General features: G+C 41.4%; 10 protein-coding genes. 6 read left to right on the top strand and 4 right to left on the bottom strand.

Annotation, left to right across the window (positions count from 1 at the left end; translation table 11 throughout):
• Positions 1-29: 29 nt before the first annotated feature.
• From mngB to COD92_RS06930, 3 genes are all read right to left on the bottom strand, one after another.
• Positions 30-2,642 carry a mannosylglycerate hydrolase gene (gene mngB, locus COD92_RS06940; RefSeq protein WP_098995998.1) on the bottom strand — a complete coding sequence of 871 codons (2,613 nt, stop codon included), beginning with the start codon at positions 2,640-2,642 and terminating at the stop codon, positions 30-32.
• Positions 2,643-2,708: 66 nt separating this feature from the next.
• Positions 2,709-4,655 carry a PTS 2-O-a-mannosyl-D-glycerate transporter subunit IIABC gene (gene mngA, locus COD92_RS06935; RefSeq protein WP_098995997.1) on the bottom strand — a complete coding sequence of 649 codons (1,947 nt, stop codon included), beginning with the start codon at positions 4,653-4,655 and terminating at the stop codon, positions 2,709-2,711.
• A 137-nt stretch (positions 4,656-4,792) separates the two neighbouring features.
• Positions 4,793-5,521, bottom strand: a complete 729-nt coding sequence (locus COD92_RS06930) for a MurR/RpiR family transcriptional regulator (protein ID WP_098995996.1) — start codon at positions 5,519-5,521, stop codon at positions 4,793-4,795.
• A 139-nt stretch (positions 5,522-5,660) separates the two neighbouring features.
• Between COD92_RS06930 and manA the strand changes: the two genes are divergently transcribed.
• The 5 genes from manA (at position 5,661) to COD92_RS06905 (ending at position 12,458) form a co-directional block, all read left to right on the top strand.
• Positions 5,661-6,620, top strand: coding sequence for a mannose-6-phosphate isomerase, class I (manA, locus tag COD92_RS06925; RefSeq protein WP_098995995.1), 960 nt, complete (start codon positions 5,661-5,663; stop codon positions 6,618-6,620).
• Positions 6,621-7,353: 733 nt separating this feature from the next.
• Positions 7,354-8,889: an NADH dehydrogenase subunit 5 gene (locus COD92_RS06920; protein WP_098995994.1), complete on the top strand. Its 1,536-nt coding sequence runs from the start codon at positions 7,354-7,356 to the stop codon at positions 8,887-8,889.
• Positions 8,886-11,495 carry a DUF2309 domain-containing protein gene (locus COD92_RS06915; protein WP_098995993.1) on the top strand — a complete coding sequence of 870 codons (2,610 nt, stop codon included), beginning with the start codon at positions 8,886-8,888 and terminating at the stop codon, positions 11,493-11,495. Before COD92_RS06920 ends, COD92_RS06915 begins: the two co-directional genes overlap by 4 nt.
• A gap of 83 nt (positions 11,496-11,578) precedes the next feature.
• The gene (locus tag COD92_RS06910; protein WP_098996171.1) at positions 11,579-11,944 is read left to right on the top strand and encodes a Na-translocating system protein MpsC family protein; all 366 of its coding nucleotides are present in this window, start codon (positions 11,579-11,581) and stop codon (positions 11,942-11,944) included.
• Between the two features lie 19 nt (positions 11,945-11,963).
• Positions 11,964-12,458, top strand: a complete 495-nt coding sequence (locus COD92_RS06905) for a carbonic anhydrase (protein WP_098995992.1) — start codon at positions 11,964-11,966, stop codon at positions 12,456-12,458.
• Positions 12,459-13,210: 752 nt separating this feature from the next.
• Here COD92_RS06905 and COD92_RS06895 read toward each other — a convergent pair.
• Positions 13,211-16,123, bottom strand: coding sequence for a S8 family serine peptidase (locus COD92_RS06895; protein ID WP_098995991.1), 2,913 nt, complete (start codon positions 16,121-16,123; stop codon positions 13,211-13,213).
• A 234-nt stretch (positions 16,124-16,357) separates the two neighbouring features.
• Here COD92_RS06895 and COD92_RS06890 point away from each other — a divergent pair, with 234 nt between their 5' ends.
• Positions 16,358-17,578 (top strand): C40 family peptidase, encoded by a 1,221-nt coding sequence (locus COD92_RS06890; RefSeq protein WP_098995990.1) that lies wholly within the window; start codon positions 16,358-16,360, stop codon positions 17,576-17,578.
• Positions 17,579-17,596: the final 18 nt, after the last annotated feature.

Genomic DNA, 17,596 nt, shown 5'->3' with positions numbered 1-17,596 from the left:
TTGAGAGATTAGGCTTTTTTCTTTAGAGATTATTTAATTAATATTGTTTTTACCTGATTCCGTTTTAATGACATAGTAAAGCTACTATTTTCTAATTCCATTGGAGCAATGGCTTTTTCATTTAAGTTTCCTTCATGTACTTGTTCAACTGAACCTTTTAAGGTAAATGATGAAAGTATATCTTGTTCTGTCGGGTTATAGAAACGTAGGACTAATCTATTTTCCTTTTCGGCCTTTTTTAATGTACTTAACACAGCAGTAGGACTCGTTTCTTGCAGCAAACTAAAGCATAATGGTGTCGGTATACCAGATGGATTTAGTTTCATCGCATTATACGGTATTTTATTATATGTCTGGATAGGTGTAGTAAATTCCTTCGCCATCCTGCCTGTGTTTGCTGCTGAAACCGTGCCTTTATGTGTGGTAATCGCAAAGTCCAGGTTCAGCTTACCAAGCATTTGTGAGTCAGGTGTAGGCAGTTTAATGCCGGATGGACGGCCTGGTCTTCTCAGCATTTCTTCTTTTCCTAATACACCAACACTCCGGAATAAGGTAATCGCAATCGTATCATAATTCTCTCCAATGATCTCATACTCACGTGTGCTGTTGGTTAACACACTTACCCCATGTTCCTCATCTGATAAACCAACAAAAGAGAGCATCGGATAAATGGAATCTGGTCGCTCGTCCCAATTTTCTTTTTCCCAGACCTCCATTGCTGTATCATACACATCACGCTTAATGTGACCAAACTGATTGTCCGAGACGGAAACAGAGGAAGCAATTCCTGTTGGAATTAGGACACGAAGGCGGTGATCCTTCGCCTGATTATCGATTTCTGCGTCGACTTTTATGACTGGCTGATGATTCGGAATCGTAATTTTCCAAGCTACCTCTACAAATCGGTCGATGGTATTGCTTTTTCGATTTTCTAAGTTGCCAGGTACTTCGAGCTTTAACTGAATATCTATTTGTGCTTGTAACTCATTCTGAGTCATGTTTATGTTGGCTTCGGCATGATCACTGTAAATAAGTGTTTCATTTGGCAGAGGCGAGAAGTCATATTCGTCACCATCATCGCCGCCGTTTTCCAACAGCAGAACATTATTAAATTCCTTTTCCAGCTGCTTATCCCAAATTTTTAACGTTCCATTAGGATTCACTGAGACTTTATAGTAATCTGTTTCTACCATATCTTTTGCAGAAAGGGTATTCGCCGTTGTGCTATCTGCGCTGACGATAAAGTAGGTTTTATACCCCATTGCAGGGATGGAATCTTTCAGTTGGATAGTATATTGAAAGAAAGGATCATAGTTACCATAGTGAACAATTTGCCGGTCAATCAAGCCAGGATCCAATTCTTCTTTATTCAAAACTTCAAATGGAATGATGTTTCCATCGGCATCCTCTAATGTAAAGGAAGGCAACTTTGTAATAACGGTTGTGGTCACTACTTCATTTCGTTCATATGGAAGCATGTTAAATGCATTTAAGCGATCTTCCTTGCGATCCGTGTCGATTGAATCGGTGATTTTGCGCTTGTAGTGTTCAATCAGTTGATCGGTTTTTTCTTCTGCTAAGAAGAATCGATTCAGGATTTCACGGTGAACTTTATCGGAGCAGCAGCAGCCGATACTGTCATGGGCATGGTTTTTCATGATTTCTTTCCAAATTAACTCAATCAAGCCATGATGATACTCGAAGCCAAGTGTATAAGCAATGGATGCTAATGGTTCAAGGATGTTCGTAATTTTATTTTCAATTCTTGCATTCGCCGCTTTAATATCCATCCGTGTAGAATAGATACTTCTGTGGACACGCATGTATTTTCCGTCTAAAAATTCGCCTTGGATGGTTGGCAAGGATTGGCTTTTTTCAATTTCGGCAAATACATTTTCATATTTGCTCAGGAAAAATTTACGATCAGGGTATAGGCGCTCTAGTTTTTCAATAATCGTAAAAATATTTTCCTGAATTGGCATTTGATCGTGACCATTTGGGAGAATGATATTTTCAGTGGTCGCTCCACGGTCAAGCACTGTAAAGTATTTATCAATACGCTCCTGAAGTTTTTCTTCGTCCTCAGGCAGGTATTTACCAATCGCATATCCAAGCGGGAATAGCTGAACTAAAACCTTGGATCCCTCATCACTTTCCCAGTAAAATTCTGTCTTATCTGTACCATGACGTTCGGATGTCCCGCGCCAGAAGATAGAGTATTGAATATCAAACCCATTTAAAATTTGCGGCATTTGCGAAGATTGGCCAAAGGAATCGGGCAAGTAGCCAATCTTCATCGGAGAGCCAAATTCTTCACTGTCCTTTAAACCGTAGAGTAGATTACGAACAATGGATTCTCCGCCAACTACCATTTCATCTGTTTGTGTATACCATGGGCCGATGATCAGTTTGCCTTCTTGGACAAGTTTTTTCACCCGTTCTCTATTTTCTGGTTTAACCGCAAAATAGTCTTCAAGAATAGCGGTTTGACCATCTAAAACGTAATAGGGATAATCGGGATTGGTTTCAAGCATTTTCAGAATTTCTTCCATATTATTAACTAATAAGATTCGAGACTCTTCGGTTGAAAAGTACCACTCTCTGTCCCAATGCATATGGGGTACGATATGAACTTTTTTCATGATGTCCTCCAAATATCCATGGTACCTAGATGCGTAATCTCTAGGTACCAAATATTTTTTTACAACTTAGGCTGCTTTTCGTGTCGAAATGCTACTTTTTTTTTCCTTATTCACTTTACTTTTTCTTGTTAAAATTAATAGAATCGTTGAAATAACAGCTCCGATTAAGGCTGCTCCAAGCCAAATGCTTGCAGCCATTAGTGCAGGTTGTCCTTTTAGTAAGGCTAAGGAGAAAATTCCTGCACCTGGTACATTTAAACCAATATTAAAGTAGGCTACAATTGCCCCTGTGACGGCTGAGCCAGCAATTAAGGAAGGAATGACACGTAATGGGTCATTAATCATAAACGGAATGGCTCCTTCTGTAATCCCAGCCAGACCCAGCAGCCACGTTTGCTTGCCAATTTCTTGTTCTTGTTTGTTAAAATACTTTTTCCCAATTATCGTTGCCGCAGTTACAGAAAAGGCTGAAACCATTTTTACTGATGCAAAGGCTGCGTAAGGGATAAAGTTACCACTTGCCATTGCCCCAATACAGAATGTATAGGCTGCCTTGTTCACTGGTCCGCCTAAGTCAAATGAAACCATGGCACCAAGAATGGCTCCTAGGATAAGCGCATTTGCTCCAGAAAGACTGCCAAGCCAATCAATTAAGCCTTGATTGATCATTGCAAGTGGTTTTCCAATGACGAATAACATGATAGATCCGACAACTAGTGTTCCTATCACTGGGTATACCCAGAAGCTAATAAACCCTGCAAATGTTCCTTTTGGCTGCACGTGTTTCTTTAAGAATTTCAAGAAGAAACCAGCAAGGAAACCACCAAGCATACCACCAAGGAATCCACTGCCAATTAGATTGGCGGCCACACCTGCTGCAAAACCTGGTCCTAGCGCAGGCTTATCCGCAATGGAGTAGGCCATATAAGCGGCTAATATTGGCACCATTAGTTGTCCAAGCATACCGCCTCCCAGTTGTCTTAATAACCAAAGCCAGGAACCTTCTTTTGCATACACGTCTTGGAGATCAAACGCTTGCGAGATTAATACCGCTACGGCTAATGTCATACCCCCAGCCACAATGACTGGAATAATATAAGAAATACCTGTTAAAATTGAGTCTTTGATTTCGGTTTTAAATGATTTTTTTCCATCGTCTTCTGGCGAAGATTCTGCGGTTTGCGATGGATTGTATTGCTTTTTCGGTGTTACTTCTGCTTTTTCTAATGCTTCCTCTATTAACTTCTTTGCATTTCTAAGTGGTGCTGCCACAGATGTTTTCAGCTTTGGTAAATGCGTGAAACGTTCCTCATTTTTGACCGCCACATCATTAGCAAAGATAACCGCATCCGCCTTTTTCAAAAGTGCTGTTGTATGGCGATCCTCAATGCCGTTCGCCCCTTGCTTTTCCACAAATACATCGACGCCTAATTCTTTTCCGGCTTTGATAAGAGCTTCTGCTGCCATATAGGTATGGGCAATTCCAGCTGGACATGCGGTAATCGCTAAGATGGTTTTGTTCAACTTCTTTCCTGCTCGTGTTTCTTCCTGAGCCTCTGTTTTATCCAGTTGCTCAAATAATTCGGTATTTGTTTTCGCTCGTAGAAGTCGATCTTTATAAGATTCGTTTGATAATCTCCTTACAAATTCAGCCAGTAATGTAAGGTGGGTTGAACCCGCTTCATTTTCTGGAATGGCAAGCAGAATCACAAGCTGTACTTCATTGTTGGGATCAATACTTTCCCAGTCGGTTAATGGTTTTTTCAGTGTAGCGACGGCAAAAGCGGCTTCCTTAACGGCCTTAGACTTTCCATGCGGAATAGCGAGTCCGCCTTCAAAGCCTGTTGGAGAAAGCTTTTCTCTATCGTATACAGATTGAAGATATTCTTCTTCAGAGTGTAATTTTCCAGCTTCACCTAGCTGTTTGACTAAATACTGGATAACCTCTTGTTTGCTGCTAAAGGTACGGCCAGTACTGATTAGGCTTGGTGAGGTAAGTGCTTGAAGTTGCATATTGATTACCTCCATATGTGAAAGTGTTTTCATTTACGGATTAATCGTAACAAAAAAAAAAATAAGAAGAGCGATTCTTCTTATTTTTACACAGTAAAACTACAATTAAGCGTTTCCATGTGTATATGTACACATTTTTAAAAGTGATCCCAATAAAATTGCGATAATGTTTGTAATACAATCATAACCGGAGTTCGGTCGGTTATATTGTAACCATTTTTTACTTTTTTAGGTGCAAAGCAATATAAATTGATAGCAGCTGCTTCTTGCAGAGAATTCCTAGTAAAATGTGTTAATGAGATAATCGGAATTTCTCTTTGTTTTGCTCGTTCAGCCATCTCAAGGATTTGCGGGGTTTCACCCGAGAGGCTGATGAGAAACAGAACGTCTTGTTTGTTCATTTGATCAAGCATGTTGAGCATTTCATGGCGATGAATATAGTGCTCTGCAGCTTTTCCCACCACACGTAAATTTCGCACCATAATTTCGCAAAAATCAGCGGAATCACCGACACCAAAGAATAAGACATGCTTTGCATCATGCGTCATTTTAGCGGTCGCTTCAATTTGTTCCATATCAATGAGTTCGAACGTTTTTTGAATAAGAAAATAGGAACTTTCCTCATCGGGAGCTTTGGACGATTCGAGTTCTTCCTTAATGCTATTTTTTAGGTGCGAGAACCCGTCATATCCAAGCTTTTTCGAAAGTCTTGTAATGGTATTGGGGACAGTAAATAGACTTGCCGCTACGGATTGAATCGATAGGTTAGTGAATTCCTCTTTATTCTTTAAAATATATTCAATAATTTGGTCGTCGGTATCATTTAACTTATATTCGAATTTATGTACTCGTTCTTCAAAACGCATAGATTTCACCTCGATTCTTTTCATTATAGCAGACCATGAAACGGTTTCACTACTGGATTTCATTAAGGCAGCAAAAAGGATGCAAGGGGACGGTTCTCATGCTTCATTTCTACTATTAACGTAACTAGGGGAGGATATTATGTACAAAAATGAACCTATCTTTTTACAGCCGGTTTTTCAAGAGAGAATTTGGGGCGGTCAAAAATTAAAAACAGAATTCCATTATAATATTCCGGATGAGCAAACAGGGGAAGCATGGGTTATCTCTGCTCATCCTCATGGTCCAAGCATGATTATTAATGGTCCACTTGCAGGGAGAACTTTAGCTGATGCCTGGAACAAACATGGTGAGCTTTTTAATAAAAAGTTAGATAATCAAGAAGAGTATCCATTGCTAGTTAAAATACTGGATGCGGCTGATGATCTTTCTGTTCAAGTACATCCTAATGACCAGTATGCCCGTGAAGTGGAAGGTGTACCATATGGTAAGACTGAGTGCTGGTATGTGTTGAGTTCTGAAGAAGGTGCGGAGCTTGTGCTTGGCCATCATGCCCATTCACGAGAAGAATTAGAGCGAAACGTCGATGAAGGTGAATGGAACAAGCTATTAAGACGGGTGAAGGTAAGAGCCGGTGATTTTGTCTATGTTCCTAGTGGTACGCTTCATGCCATAGGAAAAGGCATTGTCATTTTAGAAACACAACAAAGTTCGGATATCACGTATCGTGTTTATGATTATGACCGAACGGATGCAGCAGGTAATAAACGCGAATTACATTTAGTGCGTGCCAAACAAGTAACAACCGTTCCCCATCAGGATGCTAAGGTAGAACAAACGGAAACTGTGTTTGGGGATTTAGTGGAAAAGAAACTTGTCGAGGAGCAATACTTCTCCGTTTATCATTGGCGATTGAACGGGAAAGCATCTCGTGAATTAACACAAGACTTTTTACAAGTGAGTGTGATTGAGGGGAAAGCAGAGATCACCATTGCTGACAAGTCTTTTGCTGTAGCGAAGGGCAGCCATTTTCTATTGCCACAAGGGGTTCGTCAGTTTTTCTTGCAGGGACAAGCTGAATTTGTTGTTTCGCATGTTTAACTGCTTTATACAAAAATCTTGATGTATTTAAAATTAAGGTGAAATCCTTTCATTTTTTCTTAATAATCGTTGCAGATGCATTTTTAACTTTGGTTTCCAAAAGGTTATTAAAAAAATATATCCACAAACAAGCTTTCTTACTGCTCTAAACCCAAAGCCATTTTTTATACCTTAATAGAGGTCATACCATGATTGATATATAGTCTGAACAATAAGAAAAAGCTGACTCCGTATGAGTCAGCTTCTTGTTTTAGTAGGCACTTACGATTGTGGCTTTAGGTGCGATTTGGCATTCCAGCGGATATTCCTATAATTTGAATCTTACAAAGGGCAAATATAAGTAAACCTCGCATAAGCAGACTTGACACCTTTTTTTTAAAGGAGTAATATTTAGTGCATAAATATAATAATTAAAGAATTTCATATTCATATAGATCACTTTAGCATACAGTTAATAATCTCCTATTGGCTTTTATGAAAAAGGAAATCTAGTGAAAGTAGCAATCAAAAATACTTCCGACTTAAAAGGAATAAAATTTGATAATAGGTAGACGATTTAATAGCCAAATTGGGCAGTTAAAAGTAAACCGGCAATTTTCAAAGTTTGATGGTTTTAAAATGACCATTCACTTTAAAAATTGCCGGTTTTTTTGTTTTTTAAAGCCCTTTCAGCAGAAAAATACTGTATTGAAGTAAAAACTTTGTATCTATTATTTTTACGGGGGAGAGTTAGGTGTTCCATTATCTTGAGATTATATCATTTCCAACTGTCTTTTTTTCCGTGCTTGCAGTTTCTTTGCTAAGCGCACTATTCCTGCTATACGTAAGGATTCCCTTATCTTTTGTTCGTTTTCACATCGGTATTATTTCGTTACCTCCAATCGTCGCCTTGTTGGGGCTTGTCTCTAACAATGGATCTTTCATGTTTGGTCCTTGGCATTTTGATTCCCTATCATGGCTCCTAGCCCTTTTTGTTCTTACCATTGGGTTAATTGTCCAACGCTATTCTGTTCGTTACTTATTCGGTGATCGTTCTTACCGAAAATATTTTACCCTGATTACCATCACTACGACTGCAAATACCCTTACCTGGATCAGTAATGATCTTCACCTTTTGTTGGTCTGTTGGGGGGTTACCCTTTTGGGACTGACAGGGCTTATTCGATTAAATAAAGAATGGCAGGTGTCCAGAAAGGCTGCAAACATTTCAGGACGATTCTTTTTACTCAGTTGGCTTATCTTGGTGCTAGCTGTTATCTGGATGACACAAGCTACAGGACATTGGCAGCTATCGCTTGTCCTTGCGAAAAACACTTTAGCACAACTTGCCCCGTGGGAGAGGACCTGTATGAACCTCCTTTTGATCGTGGCGATGGTCATTCCATCTGCACAGTTTCCTTGCCAACGTTGGCTATTAGACTCTGTCGTTGCTCCGACACCTGTTTCAGCTGTCATGCATGCTGGTATCGTGAATGCCGGCGGTCTCATGCTGACTCGTTTCGCACCGCTTTTTAGCGGCGATTCAGCACAGATTATGTTACTCGTTTTGTCCAGTATCTCCGTGCTGCTGGGGACCGGAATTATGCTGGTCCATGTAGACTATAAACGACAGTTGGTTGGCTCAACCATTGCCCAGATGGGGTTCATGCTCATTCAGTGTGCATTAGGCGCCTATTTGGCAGCCATAGTTCATGCTATTTTACATGGACTATTCAAAGCGAGCCTTTTCTTACAGTCCGGATCCGCGATTCATGACAAGGAGCCGTCTTCCTTTAAGAACCGCCCGTTGCCCTATTTATGGATCATGACTGGAGGGATTTTAGGTCTCCTTACGGGGATTGGTTATTGGCTTACTTCTCATGGAGAGGGTTATCAAATGATAAGTACCTTCATTTTAGGATGGTCCGTCACATTTGCTTGGAACGGACTTGTGGCTTTTGGGTGCGGCCGTATTGGTCGAATGGCTGGACTTACTTTGCTTCTAGGAGCGGGCTTCATGTTCAACATTATCCATACTGCATTAGACAGTCTGTTACATGAAACAGTTCTGAATGGAAGTCAACTACCTATACCTGCGGCCATCTTGGTCCTGCTTATCTTGCTTGGCGGCAGTTCTTTTGGTTTATTGTTAGCAAACCATCGTTCTTCCACTTTATTCACGGTGATTTATCTTTGGCTCGTTCATTTGGGTGAGCCTCACAAAGATTTAGTTGAAAGCCATCCAAAATATTTGATGAAATATTTTTCTAATAGGAGGTCATATAGATGACACCGACATTAGCCAGAACATTACAATGGGAAAAGGTATCTGAAGATCTTGATATTCAAGATTTAGTAAAATCAGCGAGCGAAGTCATCGCACCACTTGGTCCAATTAGCAAGTTTGCGGCACGCAGCCCTTGGACAGGCTTAGAATGGCAATCTTTTGAACAAACGGCACGCCGCTTCAAAGACATTTGTGATCTAGAGCTACTTCCCCATGATTCTGTATTGCAGACCGCACGGAATCAGGGAGAAATTGATTTGAATTTTCTAGAAGAAGGACTTCAGCAATGGCTAAATCAGCAGTCCTTCAAACTCCCACGCGAGACGGCAGAGCAGTTTTGCCGCGCTGCCCTTTTGCAGGATCAGCCGTCCTCCAACTTGACGGTACTTCCCGAAGTAAAAAGAATCGCAAAGAAATTAAGCAGCGTTCAGTCAGCGATAAAGGCAAGATCATCCGTGCAAACCCTTAGTCAGCGTTTGGATCAGATTTGCGATGAGGGGATTTCAGAGGATCTTAACCGCCATATGATTAAGTGGTGTAAATTGTTCTTGGATGATTCTCAGGCAGTCTGGTCTATGCCCAATCGCGAGGAAGGTTTCTATCATGCATGGCGTGGAATGGTTTCCTTTGACCCAGCCATACGCCCTGAGGCACGAAAGCAGCTAAAAAATTGGCCGAAAGCAGCTGACATTGCTTTAAAAGAAGCCTTAACTCAATTAGGAATACCTGATTCAGAGGTTCAAGCCTATCTTGAAGCACATTTACTTGCCTTGCCAGGATGGGCAGGAACGTTGCTTTGGCGGTCGCAGCAACAAATAAAGGAAAGCTCCTTGCTTACTGACTATTTGGCTGTACGAATTTCCATGGAGCTGGCATTGATTCATCCTCATCTTCCTTTTCCTAAGCAAAAAAAGGAGGATGAAGGGCTCCTAGAATCATTCATTGCTGCCTGGCTCCATTGGGGGAACCTGCCAATCAGTGCATGGTCACAGATGCCTTCTGTTGAACAAAAAGCTCGTTTGACCCTTGCTTGGCGTTTTGATAAGATAATCCGCAATAGACTTTGGCTGGAAGCTTGGGAAAAAACATATGAAGATCAATTAATGAAAAAAATCATTTCGAAGCAGCAGACTTCGGATCAAATAAAGCCGGCATTGGCACAATTTGTATTTTGTATTGATGTACGGTCAGAGCCCTTTCGCCGCAAACTGGAACAGGCAGATGGTGTTGAAACCTTTGGAGCAGCTGGGTTTTTCGGCTTGCCGATTGAAACCTGTAAACTAGAAAGCGAACATAGCCATCCTTCCCTGCCGGTCATATCAAAGCCGCAATTCAAGGTAAAAGAATACTTGCCTGAATCTGAACAGAAACCATTTTACCAGCGGCTGCAAACAGTATATTCTCTTAAGAGCACGTTTCAAACGATGAAACACAACCTGCCTGCAAGCTTGTTGCTGCCAGAGATCAGCGGACCATGGATAGGTGTGCAAACGCTGACCCGCAGTTTTATGCCAAGAAGGACAGGACGCCTCTTTAAGAACCTGCTTGACAAATGGTTGACGAAACCTGAGGCGTCTTTAACGCTTGACCGGATCGACACCTCTAAACAAGAGATACCGATTGGTTTTTCAGAGGAGGAGAAAGTGCAGTATGTGGAACAGGCTTTAAAAATGATCGGACTCACCGATCGTTTCGCGCCATTCGTGGTGATTTGCGGACATGGCAGCCACAGTACAAATAATCCATACGCCGCTTCTCTTGATTGCGGGGCATGCGGTGGAGCATCAAGTGCTTTTAATGCGCGAGTGCTCGCCACTTTGTGTAACCTTCCAAATGTAAGGAAGTCCCTCGAGTCAAAGGGAATTTCGATTCCGAACGATACCGTCTTTGCGGCTGCGGAGCATATGACAACGGTTGATGAATTACATTGGGTCTATCTTCCGAAACTTTCAGATACGGCTGAAGGAGCTTTTACCCGTATTCAAGCTGTACTGCCAAAGGTTAGTGAAGAAGCAAACGCCGAGCGTATCCCGAAATTGCCCGCCCTCAAGGGTAGCTTCAAAAACCCTAAAGCAGAAGCAGAGCGCCTTTCAGAGGATTGGAGTGAGATACGTCCGGAATGGGGGCTAGCGGGTAATGCCGCGTTCGTGATCGGGGAACGAAAGCTGACCCGGCACCACGATCTAGAGGGGAGAGTCTTTTTACACAACTATAACTGGAAAAAGGATAAAGATGGTTCTCTTCTTTCTGGCATTATTTCTGGACCAGCAACGGTTTGTCAGATGATTAACCTGCAATATTACGCTTCAGCCGTTGCCCCTCATTATTATGGCAGCGGAAATAAAGCAACCCAAACGGTGACAGCAGGAATTGGAGTCATGCAGGGGAACGCCAGTGACTTATTAGTAGGACTTCCCTGGCAGTCGGTGATGCAATCGGATGATCAGGTCTATCATTCCCCTCTAAGGCTGCTAGTGGTAATCCAAGCACCAAAGGAATATGTGGAACGGTTGTTGATTCAGGATCAGACCTTCCAACAAAAGGTTCAAAACGGATGGCTTCGGCTTGCGTCCATTGATCCAGAAGGAAATTGGAAGAGTTGGTCTTAGCGCCTGCCGATGTAAAAAAATTTTTATGTCCTAACGATTATCGTGTATACCCAATTAATTGTACAGAAGGGATAGGGCTCAATATGGATAAGTCAAAAGGCAATCTTGAAGCTGAAATCAGCAAAGCATTAACTCAATGGGAGAAAAGCTACCTTGGGCGCGGTTCAATATCGGTTAAGTCTGATATCTTACGGGATATGATCATTGTTACATTGCATCGAATATTAACCCCTGCTGAATATTCACTATGTCAGGATAAAGAGGGATTGTTATCCATAAAAAAGATACGAAACAGCTTGGTGGAATCCGGTCTTGAAGAAATCAAGCGTATTATCTTTTCGTTAACAGGTCTGGAAGTAATCAGTTTTCATACCGATATTAGCACCCAAACCGGTGAAAGGGTCATGGTCTTTAAACTTTCAGGAGATTTGGAAAAAATACTGTCATAAAAACAATGGGGTGAACTTAATGAATATGGATGAAGAGAAAAAAGTGTTGTTTGTGATTGGAATGGAGCAAAATTCGGAAGGTATCATGAAAAAGATTACTAGTCTTCAACCGAATAGTTTAATCTTGCCATGTTATGAACCCACCCTTTCCCCATTCAGTGATTTCATGCGGGACATCATCATGGCGGTTTATCAGGAAAATGTTGAAGAAATATTCGTAACCGTATCAAATGATGATCGAGAGAGTAATAGAGAGAATCTTACGGAACTATATGAAAATAAAGGTTTACAAGAGAAACTGCAAACTTTGGATTATCTGTTTAAAAATTGTATTTCGGATTTTCCTCAGGGCAGCATGAGAGAATGGCTAGAGGGAAACGCAACTTCATCCAACAGTATGCAAAATATTGTCCATGTCATTCGAAATCATCCATTGATGCCCTCAAATGTGAAGGTTACAGAATTCTTAATAGAGATTGAAAATCAATCAGAAATTGCTTCTTTAAGAAGGTAACCCCTAGTATCCCCGTTTACACGGTTGAAGCCGGGCCGGTGCTCGTTTTAGCCACAACCTTGCTTTTTTCAGGGATATATAAACTCTGACCTACGTTGAGTCGATCACTTGATAATTTATTAGCTGTTTTAATTTCTGAAACGGATCTATTATATTGCTTGGAACTTCAATAAGGTATCCCCGCTTTTCACATTTATAGTTGCATCCATGGCTGAAGTGCTATATAAGGAGGGCGTTCTTGCAGTAAGCAAGAACGCTCCCGCTTTACCGTGATGGGCACAATTCCTTTTTATTTTGGCCATTCCGGCTTCCGCTTCACCTTTGGCTTAATGGTCGTCTATTAATCTCTCTATTGACTACCCGAGTGGCTCTTTTTTCTCTTACTCGGTCGTCAATAGCCTCTCTTGACTACCTTCAGTGCTCTTTTTTCTCTTGCTCGGTTGTCTATAACCCCTATTGACTACCCAGGGGCTCTTTTTTCTCTTGCTCGGTCGTCTATAACCCCTATTGACTACCCGAGGATCTCCTTTTTAGCCTTGGCGGTCGTCTATAGCAATCTATTGACTACCCGGGGGTGTCTTTTTTGGCCTCACGGTCGTCTATTAATCTATTTAACTCACCGAATGACGTTCTCTTGAATTAATAAGAGAGACTCTTTTCACCTATGCAAAAAGCACCGCTAAAATGCGATGCTTATTTATAACATATACTAATAGCTTTACAATAGGAAAAGGAACCCATCCTATTTGTCTTTAGTAGGCACTTACCTCAAATGCATCAACATTAATCATTGTTCCAGTAGAGGCTGTTGATTTAGCTCCTTTAGTTACTACCTTAATCTTGTGTGAACCCAGCGATAAACCACTTACACTATAAATAGGGACTTGGTATTGGGTGGAGCTTGTATACATATTCACGGTCTTCATGAGCTTTCCGTCAATATAGATATCAGCCATGCCTTTATCCGGACCCGTGTAACTTAATAGCGTGATTCCTCGTCCTGTAAAGGTGTACTCCAGATAATTACCTGTGGCACTTGAGTATTTAGCTGTGCCTCCAGAATGATTGGCAGAAGAATTCGTGCTCCATGTGCCTTTATATGTTGCGGATGATGTATTTTCCTCTACCCGGTAACTGCCATATTTTTGGCTAATGACAAAGGAATCTAGCGTAATGCCCGTCCCTGTGGATGCTGCTGTTTTTTCCCCTCTATTAACCACTTTAACAACGTGAGAACCTTTTGTAAGATTGGTTGCTTCATAGAGCGTGACTTTATACTTTGTGGTGCTAGAGTAGAGGTCTGCTGTCTTTACAAGTTTTCCATCTACATAAATATCCGCTTTCCCTCTATTGTTTCCAGTGTAGCCTAAGACCTTGACTTCTTCACCCGTAAATTTAAGTTCTGCCGAGCTGCCTTTTATAACGGAATATTTTGCCGTACCTCCTGAAAGACTTGAAGAGGATGCCCCTGTCCAGCTTCCACTATAAGAGACAGCTGCATTATTCTCCTCAACGGTCATACTTTGCTTATTCGTGACCGTAATCGAATCGATGTTAATCGCGGTCGATGATTTACGTGCCAGAGAATTTTTTAATCCAGTCCACTCGATTTTAAGGGTATGAACTCCCGCCTGTAGATTCACTTTCTCGAATACCGGCGTATTATACTTCGCGACACTTGAGTAAAGATCGACATTTTGGGCTGCCCCATCCAATGTGACACGGGCAATCCCCTGCTGGTCATTTTTTATAGCATTATATTGGATTCCAGTCCCATTGAAGACTAGTTCCACGCTTGATTTGTCTGCATTAATAGTCGAATAGGAACCGCTTGATGCATAAGAATTGGCAACGACATTCCACGGTGTCGAAGAAACAAAATTCAAGACTTCACTTTTATTATCATAGCTTGCAGCTGTTGCTCCTAATGTAACAGATAAAGTATAGGATCCTACTCCACTATAGGCATAGGTATCCAAATAAAAAGTACCCGCATACGGTGCAATAAAGGTCACACTTTCATTAGACGTCCCCGTTTTTTCCGAGTATTTCAAAATGCCGTTACTAGATTGAGCAGTAGTTGCTTTGGAATCATAGAGATATAAGTCAAAGTCTGTTCCGGCCGCCCCTGATAGATTGGCAGTCAGCTTTTCACCTTTCGAAAGAGTGACCGCATATACATCATCTAGATCTGAAGTTTGATTCAAACTGTCCGTCACCTTTGAACCCGTTAAAGCTACTCCCGGAATATCGTCATCTGCATTATAGGTGACGGATTTTCCGACATCAATCAAGCCGCCAGTGGCTACTTCCCCTGAAAGGGATGATAATTTTTTCGTATTTTCCATGAGCGATTGTTTGATTTCCGCAGCAGTGTATTGTGGATGGCTGGCTAAAACAAGGGCAGCACTTCCGGTTACATGCGGCGTCGCCATCGAGGTCCCGCTCATGTATTGATAACCGGATGGGGCTGTACTATAGATGTTCTCACCTGGGGCAGCCACATCCACCGATTTCACTCCATAGTTGGAAAAGTAGGATAAATAGCCATCACTATCAACGGAAGCAACAGAAAGTATATTCGGCAGATCATAGGCCGATGGATAGCTCCCAAAAGAATCCGTGTTTACCCCCTCATTGCCAGCAGCTGCTACGAATAGACCATCGTAATTCTTAATGGCATCATAAAGAGCCTGACTATACTCATCTCCCCCCCATGAAGCATTCAAGATTTTAATGCCCATCTTTTGTGCATATTGGATGGCTTCAATCGCATCAGAGGTATATCCTCCGTCTGGAGACAAAAATTTAAGAGACACTAACTTAACATTTGGGGCTACCCCAATCACGCCTACGTTATTAGCAGACGCTCCAATTGTGCCGGCAACATGTGTTCCATGCTCGTCACCATCAGAAACATCATAAACCGTATTATCTTTGTGGACGAAATCCCAGCCATTGACATCATCGACATAGCCGTTATGATCGTTATCAATGTTATCCCCTGGAATTTCCTTCGTGTTTACCCAAATATTATTTTTGAGGTCGGTATGGTTAATATCAATTCCTTCGTCAACAACCCCGACCACGACATTCGCCCCTGTTGTTTTTTTCCAAGCTTCTTCTACATTAATATCCATGCCTGCTGTACCAAAAGAGTCGTAAACGAATTGGCCCGTATTTTTTAGTCCCCATAGCTTGCTATAATAAGGGTCGCTTACTGTATTAACCGTTATTTTATAGTTTGGCTCAGCATATGCAACGTTTTTGTCTTGCTTTAACTTTGCGATCGTTTTGTCGACGGAATTTCCATTTTGAACTTTATATAATTTTACACCTGATGAACCTAGGTCCTTAGACTTTTTGATGCTCGCCCCTTTTTCGACTGTTCCCACGTCTTGGGCCTTAACCGTTGTTTTATATTTAACTAGAATTTCATCCTTCGAATATTCTATTTTTCCGGAGGATGTTGTCACCGCTTTTTTGACTGTTGCGGTCCGGGATTTTGCCTGTTGCTTTGCTACTTCTACAATTTCCGTCACCTTGTGACTGCCTTTTTTTACATTGGCTGTACTTGTTACCTGTGAGTTCGCACTCGCAACAGGAACAGCAGTGGTAATCAATAACACCGCTAACATTAAACTTCCTATCTTTCTACCATTCACAAAAAATCCTCCTAAATGACCAAACTTTATGTACAAAGCCCAAATAATAAATCTATTATACTATAATTCTGGAAATTCAGTGCCAATATTTACTAGCTAATCAAAATTTAATGTTCTGACGAATTTCTCATTTATTTTTAATAATTTCTCGTATTTCGTAATTTTTTGTCCCGAAATATTAGCAAACTATGGTAAAATTAATAAAATAATGAAATTCGAGGTGATTTTTACTAGATGAAGAAAACTATCGTTCGCACTCTCTCGACAACAGCTCTCTTTTCGACGTTTTTTGCAGGCTCCGCTCTAGCCGCTTCCTATAAGGTTCAAAAGGGCGATACCCTATCGGAAATCGCCCAGAAAAATCATACTAGTGTAGAAGATATTAAGAAATTGAACAGTTTAAAGTCTGATGTAATCTATGTAAACCAAACACTACAGATTTCTTCTACCGGACCGACTGCCTCCGTTCAGGCTGTCAAGCAGACCACCTATACGGTTGTCAAAGGGGATGCCTTGATTAAGATTGCCAATCGTTTCAATGTAACGGTCGGCGAGATTCAGCAATGGAATAACCTGAAGAATACAGTCATTTACGTTGGGCAAGTCTTAAAGGTATCTGCACCGGGTAAAACCGTAACTGTTACCGCACCAACACCTACGACCACAACGGCTACTACTACTGCTACTACTACTTACACTGTCAAAAGCGGGGATTACTTAGGGAAAATCGGACAGCAATTTGGGATGACGGTCCAGCAGTTAAAAACACTCAATAAATTAACATCAGACCGGATTTATGTTGGGCAAAAGCTTCAGGTCAATGCCAAGAAATCCAGTACGCCCACTACTACTGCTCCAACACCTACTACTTCTAAGCAGCCTTCTACCGAAACAACTAGCACGTATGTGGTAAAAAGCGGCGATACTCTTGGGAAAATTGCTGCAATCTATAATACGACTGTCACTGCGTTGAAATCATTAAACAATCTGAAGTCTGACACGATTTATGTGGGGCAAAAACTTAAGGTTAATGGTAAAACTACGACGGTTACTGCACCAGCACCAGCACCAACACCGGAGGCAGATACCGATACGGCGACCAAGATGGTCTCTATAGCTAAGAGTTTAATAGGGATCCCATATGTTTGGGGCGGCAGTACGGCTTCCGGTTTTGACTGCAGCGGATTTATTTACTATGTGGCTAATAAAGCAGGGATATCGTTGCCTCGTACTTCAGCGGCAGGCTATTATGATCGCAGCTATTATGTGAACTCACCGAAGGCTGGTGACCTTGTATTTTTCGAAAATACATATAAGCAGGGTATCTCCCATGTGGGAATCTATCTTAATGAGAATCAATTCATTCAGGCTGATGCAACCCATGGCATCATGATTTCAAATTTACATAGTCCATACTATACCGCTCATTTTGCAGCATTTAAGCGTCTCTATTAAAAAATCTCCCGGTTTGGG

This window comes from Bacillus sp. AFS037270 (assembly GCF_002585305.1).
This window is presented reverse-complemented; position numbering and strand designations above follow the sequence as displayed.